This window comes from Peterkaempfera griseoplana, assembly GCF_001418575.1.
Classification (GTDB): Bacteria; Actinomycetota; Actinomycetes; order Streptomycetales; family Streptomycetaceae; genus Peterkaempfera; species Peterkaempfera griseoplana.
In genome coordinates this window covers 1-1,605 of record NZ_LIQR01000516.1, presented here as the reverse complement: position 1 = coordinate 1,605, position 1,605 = coordinate 1, and the positions used below count along the sequence as shown (strand labels likewise).

Annotated in this window: 2 protein-coding genes; both read left to right on the top strand. The window is 70.8% G+C overall.

Translation table 11 applies throughout. From position 1 onward, the window contains the following. On the top strand, positions 1–370 hold a 370-nt coding region (locus tag AOK09_RS42715), incomplete at its 5' end, for a phosphopantetheine-binding protein (protein ID WP_245687573.1). Next, positions 370–1,605: condensation domain-containing protein (locus AOK09_RS31560; protein ID WP_245687572.1), on the top strand; the 1,236-nt coding region annotated here is incomplete at its 3' end. The genes AOK09_RS42715 and AOK09_RS31560, both read left to right, overlap by 1 nt.

Here is a 1,605-nt window from a genome sequence, read left to right as displayed (position 1 = left end):
GGTGGTGCTGGACGCGCTGCCGCTGACGGTGAACGGGAAGCTGGACCGCAGGGCCCTGCCCGCCCCCGAATACACCACCGCGGCGCACACCCGGGAGCCGTCCACTCCCGAGGAGGAGATCCTCTGCGCGGCGTTCGCGGAGGTCCTGGGCCTGGAGAACGTCGGCGTCGACGACGACTTCTTCGCCCTCGGCGGTCACTCCCTGCTGGCCGTACGGCTGATGAGCCGAATACGTAAGGCGCTGGGCGTCGAGGTGGGCATCGCGGCACTGTTCGACGCACCGACGGTGGCAGGACTTGCACAGCAGCTCGGAAGCCAGAAGCCAGTCAGGCCGGCGTTGCGGCCGATGCGTAACCAGGAGGAGTCCTGATGTTTCCGTTGTCATTCGCGCAGCGCCGCCTGTGGTTCATCCAGCAGCTGGAGGGGCCGAGCGCGGTCTACAACATCCCGGTCGCCCTGCGGCTGTCCGGGGAGGTGGACCGGGAGGCGCTGAACGCCGCCTTCCTGGACGTCCTCGGACGCCATGAGGTGCTGCGGACGGTGTTCGGGATGTCGGACGGTGAGCCCTACCAGCGGATCCTGCCCCTCGACGAGGTGGCGTGGGACCTGCCGGTGGTCGAGGCGGCGCCCGAGGAGCTGGACGGTGCCATAGCCGAGGCGGCCGGTCACGCCTTCGACCTTTCCGCCGAGATCCCCATCCGGGCGTGCCTGCTCAGGACCGGGCCGGAGGACCACGTCCTGGTGGCGACGGTGCACCACATCGCGGGTGACGGGTGGTCGATGGGGCCGCTGGCGCGCGATGTGTCGGAGGCGTACGCGGCGCGCTGTGAGGGGCGTGCCCCGGCGTGGGAGCCGTTGCCGGTGCAGTACGCCGACTACGCCCTCTGGCAGCGTGAACTGCTCGGTGACGAGAAGGACCCGGAGAGTGTGCTCTCCAAGCAGGTGGCGTACTGGCGGACGGCGCTGGAGGGCGCACCGGAGGAGCTGGCGCTGCCCTTCGACCGGCCCCGCCCCGAGGTCGCCGGCCACCGCGGGCACACCGTGGAGTGGGAGATCCCCGCCGAGGTGCACGCCCGCCTCGCCGAGGTGGCGAAGGCGGAGGGCGTCACCACCTTCATGGTGCTGCAGGCCGCACTCGCGCTGCTGCTGTCCCGCCTGGGCGCGGGCACCGACATCCCCATCGGCGCGGTGGTGGCCGGACGCACCGACGAGGCGCTGGACGACCTGGTCGGCTTCTTCGTCAACACCCTGGTCATCCGTACCGACCTGTCAGGGAACCCGACGTTCCGTGAACTGCTGGGACGGGTGCGCAAGGTGGGCATCGCCGCCTTCGCGCACCAGGACCTGCCCTTCGAACGGCTCGTCGAGGACCTTGCCCCCGCCCGCTCGCTCTCCAGGCATCCGCTGTTCCAGGTGTCCCTGACCGTCCAGAACACCCAGCAGGCGGCCCTCGACCTCTCCGGGGCCCAGCAGGGCGGAAGGGTGTCGACCGGGGCTCTGGCAGCGAAGTTCGACCTCGAGATGAGTGCGGGGGAGGCCTTCGACGAGGAGGGCAGGCCGGCGGGGATCCGCGGTGTGCTGATCGCGGCGGCGGACCTCTTCGAC